This window comes from Streptomyces sp. NPDC006208, from assembly GCF_040613775.1.
In the GTDB taxonomy this organism is placed as follows: domain Bacteria; phylum Actinomycetota; class Actinomycetes; order Streptomycetales; family Streptomycetaceae; genus Streptomyces.
Genome location: NZ_JBEXSW010000057.1, coordinates 42,030 through 48,548 on the forward strand (window position 1 = coordinate 42,030; position 6,519 = coordinate 48,548).

Below are 6,519 nucleotides of genomic sequence, written 5' to 3' on the forward strand. Positions count from 1 at the left end.
GCAGGCATAACGAGTGCACAACACCCGGGACGCGAGGCGTCAAAAGCGGTGCATGAATCGCACCTGCCTGCGATTATCGGTTCGCTTCACGTAACCTCCACATCGTGCCACGCAGGTGAAGCAACCGGGCCAAGGCGATCGGAGCCCTATCCTTGTCCCGGCAAGGTCACGGACAACCCGACCGGGGCTCCAGGCCACCGAGGCCACGATCCGGCCCCCGTAGCTCAGTGGATAGAGCAGGCGCCTTCTAAGCGCTTGGCCGCAGGTTCGAGTCCTGCCGGGGGCGCACAGCGCACACCAAGATCGGCCCTCCTCCTGGGAGGGCCTTTTTGCTGGTCAGGGGCACTCTAGCGGGCCGGGGGTAGCGCGGACGTAAGCGCCGGAACGCCCTCAGTGATCACGAGGACGGGCCGGCACTGTCCGGCTGATACCGGGTTTCCGCGGGTGGCTCTGTCGAATACGTGTCGAAGTTTTCGCGGGGAGACTCAGCGATCTTCCATCAGGTCTGGAAGGTCTCCCCCGGCCTCGAAGCTCTTCTGGTGGTCCTTGAGCTGACCGGAGATGCACCAGGCGTACGTGGCGAGCAGGACGGGGACGCTGTTGCCTGTCCACTCGGCGACCTGCGCCGGCGGTATACCTCGTTCAGCCACGTCGTCAGGCACGGGTGACGGAGGTCGTAAGCGCGCTTACCGAGGGGCAAGGCGAATTCCTCGGGCAGTAGGACTTCCTTTCGAGCGGTCCGCCAGGCGCGGCGGAAAACCGAGCCGGAGAGGATGTCTCCGTTTCCCCCGGGAAAGAGCAGCTCCCCAGGCCTCAGCCTCTGCCTCGACGAGGTCGCGAAGAATGCGAGCGAGCGTCGGGCGACACGGCACGACGCGGGTGTCGTCCTTGGCCCTGCCTTTCAGTCCGCGCTCCTCGTGCACCTCGCCGGTGTCGGTCCACCGCTCCCCCACCTCCGGCTGCGCGGTGTGGAACAGCAGATCACCCCACTGGTCTTCCTGGCCCTCAGGCGGTGGCCGTGCGTCGAGGACCCTCATGACCACGGCTTCCTCCGGCCGCGGTCCGGTGTAGTACAGCGTGGCGAAGACGGCATGGCCACGTTCAGGATCCTGCGATTGCGCTTGATCGAGGAGGCCGCTGCGGTCGATCCGTCCGGCTTGGTCGCGAGGGCGTGGAGCAGGTCATCGACCCGTCGAGGGTCCCCCCAGGCCGCCATGGACTCGGTGCTCCGCTTCACCCACCGCAGGATGGTGGACGCATCGGACGGCGCGTCAGCGCGGCGGTTGGTGTCGAAGGCGAACTCACGTAACGCGGTCCGCACGTCGATCGGAGCGAAGCGGCTCGGTGGGGAACGGAGTAACGGCACCGCTCCGCTACAGGTCAGCGCAGTCGCAGCTCAGCAGGCATCCGTATACGACGTCTTCCAACTGGTGCTCCAGGGCCCCTGGGCCAGCACTTGACTGGGCAAAGACTCCACCGGCCTATGCGGCCTGGGGGGTGAGGTGCGTTCCCGCCCCGAGACGGCTTAGCCTCTGCTGGTCCGCCTGGCCTCGGGCGGTTCAAGGGAGGGGTGTTCATGCAGCGGCGGGGAGCGGGCAGCGGGCTGAGAGTCGCGGCCTGGGTCCTGGTGCCACTCGGGCTGGTCCTGGTGCTGGGGGGCATCGGGTACTTCTTCACGAATTACCAGGGGGCCACCGTCATGAGCGAGGCGATGGAGCCCACGTATCGCGCGGGCGAGCGGCTGGTCATCGAGCGCATCGACGCGGGCGAGATACGCCAAGGTGATGTCGTACTCGTCAATGTGCCCGATCGCTATCAGGGCGGACCGGTCCTGCAGCGGGTCATCGGGATGGGCGGCGATCACGTGGTGTGCGACGGGAATCGGATCACGGTGAACGGGAAGCCGGTCGACGAACCGTATGTGATGCGCGGCGAAGTGAACCCGGCAACCGGACCGTACGACGTGCAGGTGCCGGAGGGGCGGTTGTTCCTGCTGGGCGACCACCGGGGGAACTCGAACGACTCGCGGTTCTTCCTCGACGAGCAGTCGGGCAGCGTCGCGGCCTCCGGGGTGCTCGGACGAGTGCAGAAGGGGTTCACCGTGCCGGCGGTGTTGGTGGCGCTCGGGGTCCTCGGGATCGTGCTGACCCTGGTCGGGATCGGCCTGGGAATCGCGGGGTACGCGGCCGGACGGCGTGCCCGGCGGCCGCTCGTGGCTGCGCCGCCGTGGCCCGTGGCCTGAGCAATCTTGAGTATTTGTGTCGTGGCCGGCGCGAGCGCGGCGGCTCGGTGTGTCAGGGCGCGGTCGGCGGCAGCGTCCACCACCGGGACTACCGGGCCGTCCCGCAGTCGCTGACTCCTGGTACGGACGAGGTGGCACATCGGTCCACCAACACAACCTGATCGCCGGACTGGCCGCGCAGGGTGCCGCCCTGCGCGGCCAGTCCGGCGCGGACATCAACGGGCATGGACAGCCGCAGTGTTCAGTGGTCGCCGACGAGGGCCGCATCCGAGCCTGAACTCCCGCTTCATGCCTGTATGTTCGAAGCGATCATTGTCGCGGAGGCTGGATCGCGGAGGACGAGGAGACGCATGGACACGGCTACCGTCACGGCATTGCTGGACGAGGTTCGTACAGCTGATTCCAGAACGCGTGACCGTATCTGCGACGAGGTTGCAGCGGAATTGCTGGCGGCCGGGGCTCCGCCCTCCTTCGAGGTGAATTCCGCCGATCTCCGCCTCGACCCTTATTTCATGTGCGCCGACCGCTACTGGCGTCAGCGGTTCCTGGAGCGGCCGACGGCGCATACGGCTCTTGAGTGCGCCCGATGGATGTCGGACTACGTACAGGACGAGAGTTGGGGCGCGGTCGCCGAGCAGTGGGGCCTCGGCAACGGGTTCCTCAACCGGGGAAGCGTAGAGTCGGTGGACCAGATCGCGGAGGCAGTGGGCGAGGCAGGCGCCGGTCCCGAAGCGGAGCGCGTCGCGTTCTTCGTCACCCTCTTCCACGCGGGGAAGTTGCGGGCGAACTTCTGCTTCGACGAGCTGCACGCGTTCCTGGCGTCTTCGCCGTTGTCCCTGACAGCCACCTCGCTTCGCGAGGAGCCCGTAGTCCTGGCTCTCCGATCATTTGCCGCATTTGGCAGCCGGGCACTGACCGTCGCATACGCCGCCGAGTCTCTGGAACAGGCCTGGTCTTCGCCCAAGCGAACCCGCCACACCGTTGACATCTGCCTCAACGGGCTGGCGTTCGCCACTCCCTTCGAGGAGCAAGGGCAGCTACTGCGCCGCCATGCGGAGGAGGCGGTGGAGACATATCCAGGTGACCACATGTTTCTCGCCCGACCGGCCACGGGGTTCACATGTGCGGTCGGCACGATGAGGCACTGGAGAGCATCGATACCGCCCTCGCCCTGCTCGCGGCGAGCCCCACCGCCAGTCTCAGCGTCCTGCAGGACCAGTACCTGACCAAGCGGGACGCTGTCCAGGAGGGACGGCTGAGAGCTGTACGGGACGCAGAGCATCAGCGTCGCTGGGAACAACAAGCGGCAGTCAACGCTCAGTTGGAACGCTCCCTGCACACCTCTTCGGTGCGCGCCGTCGAGGTCGTCGCCGTCTTCACCGCGGCGATTGCTTTCGCTGTCGGCTCCCTCCAAGTCACCCTGACCGGCAAACTTCCCCTGGCCGACCGGTTGTGGCTTCTGGCCGCACAGGGCGCAGGCCTGGCGTTGTTCGCGTTGCTGATAGTCGGTGGAACGTGGCTCATCACCCGAAGTCGTCACCAATAGAAGTCCGAAGACAGTGATACAGCCCGGGGCGCAGGCTCTGGACTCCATGCACCGGCCGGAGCGTGCCGGCCCCGTACGTCCCAAGCTCAGCCACCGCCGGCCGACGCATCACGGGCCCCTTCGGGCCACGACCCAAGGTGGGTGTCTGTCGAATCCCTGTCGAAATCGGCTTAGGGGCGTGCCCAGTTGAGGAAAAGGACCAGGTCAGCATGGGTGGCGCTGGGCAGCACGGCACGCCTGACAGGAACACAAGTGGCACAGCATCTTCTGATCTCCCGAACTAAGATCATCCTCCGAGAAAACGGCCGCCGCAGTATTGGCCCACGCGACGCGCGCGATCTGGGCGGGGTGTACGGAGTGACGGACCAGCAGGTCGTCGCTTCCTGATGTGGATGGCCAGGGAAGTCGGACCCGTTCGGGGAGATCAGAAGCATGCTCAGCCGCAAGGCGTCAGAGGATGAGGTTGACGGTCAGATTTGATTCCGTGTCACTGGCGTTTACTGAGGTGATGAAGCCCTGAGCTGTGCGGTAGTCCCCGGTGCCTCCAGTGATCGCGAAGGTGACAGGGCCGGGGCCGGCACTGGTGACGGTGAACCGACCTTCCGCCGTGATCTGCCCTTGGGGCAGGGACAGTGAAGCCGTGCACTGCATGTCGAACTCATCGCCGGGAGCGGTTCGGGTCAGCGTGCAGATCTGACCGTAGGTGCCGACCGCAGCGTTATCGAGGAGGAGATCGCCCGTAATGACGAATTCATCCCCCTGGCTGGAGTCGGATGACCCATCCACATCCACGAAACTACCTTGGGTCTGCAGCGCAACCAGCTGGAAGACTTCCTCCGTCCGTGTGCCCTGGGGTCCTGTGGGACCAGTGGCACCAGTCGCACCAGTCACGCCTTGAGGGCCTGTGGGTCCAGTGGGTCCAGTGGGTCCAGTGGGTCCAGTGTCGCCCAGCACGCCTTGAGGGCCTGTGGCACCAGTCGCACCCGGCGCGCCCTCAGTGCCCGTGGGTCCCGTGGGTCCCGTGGGTCCCGTGGGTCCCGTGGGTCCTGTAGCGCCCGGCACGCCTTGAGGGCCTGTAGGACCAGTCGCACCCGGCGCGCCCTCAGCGCCCGTGGGACCAGTGGGACCTGTAGCACCCGGCACGCCTTGAGGGCCTGTAGGACCAGTCGCACCCGGCGCGCCCTCAGCGCCCGTGGGACCAGTGGGACCTGTAGCACCCGGCACGCCTTCAGCGCCCGTGGGACCAGTGGGACCTGTAGCACCCGGCACGCCTTCAGCGCCCGTGGGGCCAGTGGGACCTGTAGCACCGGTTGGGCCTTGTCGGCCGCGATCCCTGCCGTGGTCAGGATTTGGCGGGAGAGGCCATGCCACAGTCTGGACGGTGTCGCTCGTGGCCTCGTTCGGGCCAGGCACTCCCTGACTGGCGCCCGACCTCGGGACTGCATCAGCAATGGCGACCGTGCTCGGGACGATATTGAGCACGGCAGCGAGTGTGCCCGCCGAAACCAAGGTGGCGGCTTTGAAGCGCGAGCTCCGAATCGAATTGCGACCCACCAGAGAACCTTCCCTTAACGGAACTTGAAGACCGCGCTGTAAGCACAACTTGTCGACGGGTATTTCATTCGGCACACGCGGCATGGACACTCTCCACCCATACTCATTTAGCGTTTTTGTAGATTGTGCGTGTCGCAGGCGGAGACCACCCAAGCGGCCGCGTGGTACAGGCCGTTACCTCAGAGCTTGACACGAAAGAAGATAGTCAGTCTTTTAGGAGCGGTGCCGTGAGGGTGAGTCCGGTTTCGGTGAGTCATCCGTCGATGCCACGGTGGCGGAATTGGATTCGGCGGAGCCCGGAGCGCGTCCAGATCGCGATATTGAGCTCCATCCCCCAAGCTCATGGCGCGGCACACACGTCACATGATCCCGTCGCGGAGCATGGCGAACAGGACGTCGGCCTGGCGACGGGCGAGGCAGAGCAGGGCCCTGTGTGGTCCTTGCCCTGGGCGATCTTCTGGTCGTCGTAGGCCCGCGAGGCGGGGTCGGCCAGGGCGAGATTCAAGGCGCTTCTGCCGCGCACGGCGCGGCAGAGCGGCGGCCCGTCGGCCGGGCCGCCGCTCCTGTCATCGCAGCCACGTGCCCTATGGGTGGGCGAAGTCCTAGGTGTGTTGCAACCCCTCCCGGACAGCACACCTACGCCCCGGTCAGCGCTTGAAGGCGTCCTTCGTCTTCTCCTTGGCCTGACGAACGTCACCCTTCGCCTGCTCGGCGCGGCCCTTGGCCGTCATTCCCTCGTTGCCTACCGCGCGGCCCGCGGTCTCCTTGACCTTGCCCTTGACGTGTTCGACCTTCGCCTTGGCCTTCTCATCCTTGGCCACAGCACTCACATCCCGCTCGCTAGAAACTCAATGGGTACCGTGCACCTCACCCATAAATGGTTTCTTAAACGCATATCGCCTGCAGGGTCCCAGCCGATCTCCAAGCCCGCCGCTCTGTCCCGGGCCGCACCGGCCGGACTTCGGTCAGGGCCGGGACCGCCGCCCCTTGCACCATGGGACGGTGTCGCTGCCGGGAGGCGTAGGTGCTGGTCAAGCCGAGACCCGGGTTTGCCCCGCGTCAAGGCGGGGAGCCGTGAGAAGAGAGGGGGGTCACCCGTCACCGGAGGACGTCATGATCATCCTCGGAGTCATTCTGCTCATCATCGGCCTCTTGGCCGGCCTCGGCATTCTCTGGA

Annotated in this window: 7 protein-coding genes, 1 tRNA gene and 1 pseudogene; 5 read left to right on the plus strand and 4 right to left on the minus strand. The window is 66.1% G+C overall.

What is annotated here, in order from left to right:
• Positions 1-213: 213 nt before the first annotated feature.
• A tRNA-Arg gene (locus ABZ208_RS33725) sits at positions 214-286 on the plus strand.
• A 199-nt stretch (positions 287-485) separates the two neighbouring features.
• Here ABZ208_RS33725 and ABZ208_RS33730 read toward each other — a convergent pair.
• Positions 486-650, minus strand: a complete 165-nt coding sequence (locus tag ABZ208_RS33730) for an integrase (protein ID WP_356913256.1) — start codon at positions 648-650, stop codon at positions 486-488.
• A 926-nt stretch (positions 651-1,576) separates the two neighbouring features.
• On the opposite strand from ABZ208_RS33730, the gene lepB reads away from it, so the two are divergent.
• The 4 genes from lepB (at position 1,577) to ABZ208_RS33750 (ending at position 4,175) form a co-directional block, all read left to right on the plus strand.
• Positions 1,577-2,242 (plus strand): signal peptidase I, encoded by a 666-nt coding sequence (gene lepB, locus ABZ208_RS33735; protein ID WP_356913257.1) that lies wholly within the window; start codon positions 1,577-1,579, stop codon positions 2,240-2,242.
• A gap of 296 nt (positions 2,243-2,538) precedes the next feature.
• A complete protein-coding gene (locus ABZ208_RS33740; protein WP_356913258.1) occupies positions 2,539-3,468 on the plus strand; it encodes a hypothetical protein in 930 nt (309 codons plus the stop codon).
• 122 nt (positions 3,469-3,590) lie between these two features.
• Positions 3,591-3,788, plus strand: a complete 198-nt coding sequence (locus tag ABZ208_RS33745; RefSeq protein ID WP_356913259.1) for a hypothetical protein — start codon at positions 3,591-3,593, stop codon at positions 3,786-3,788.
• Between the two features lie 186 nt (positions 3,789-3,974).
• Positions 3,975-4,175, plus strand: a complete 201-nt coding sequence (locus ABZ208_RS33750; protein WP_356913260.1) for a helix-turn-helix domain-containing protein — start codon at positions 3,975-3,977, stop codon at positions 4,173-4,175.
• Between the two features lie 63 nt (positions 4,176-4,238).
• Here the strand turns inward: ABZ208_RS33750 and ABZ208_RS33755 are convergent, their stop codons facing one another.
• From ABZ208_RS33755 to ABZ208_RS33765, 3 genes and pseudogenes are all read right to left on the minus strand, one after another.
• Positions 4,239-4,580, minus strand: coding sequence for a hypothetical protein (locus ABZ208_RS33755; RefSeq protein WP_356913261.1), 342 nt, complete (start codon positions 4,578-4,580; stop codon positions 4,239-4,241).
• A gap of 1,121 nt (positions 4,581-5,701) precedes the next feature.
• Positions 5,702-5,838 (minus strand): annotated as a pseudogene (locus ABZ208_RS33760) (IS110 family transposase); the annotation flags it as partial.
• 151 nt (positions 5,839-5,989) lie between these two features.
• Positions 5,990-6,163, minus strand: a complete 174-nt coding sequence (locus tag ABZ208_RS33765) for a CsbD family protein (protein WP_328405869.1) — start codon at positions 6,161-6,163, stop codon at positions 5,990-5,992.
• Positions 6,164-6,519 lie beyond the last annotated feature (356 nt).

Coding starts and splice junctions, on each gene's coding strand:
- lepB (WP_356913257.1), top strand. CDS start 1,577: ATGCAGCGGCGGGGAGCGGGCAGCGGGCTGAGAGTCGCGGCCTGGGTC.
- ABZ208_RS33740 (WP_356913258.1), top strand. CDS start 2,539: ATGTTCGAAGCGATCATTGTCGCGGAGGCTGGATCGCGGAGGACGAGG.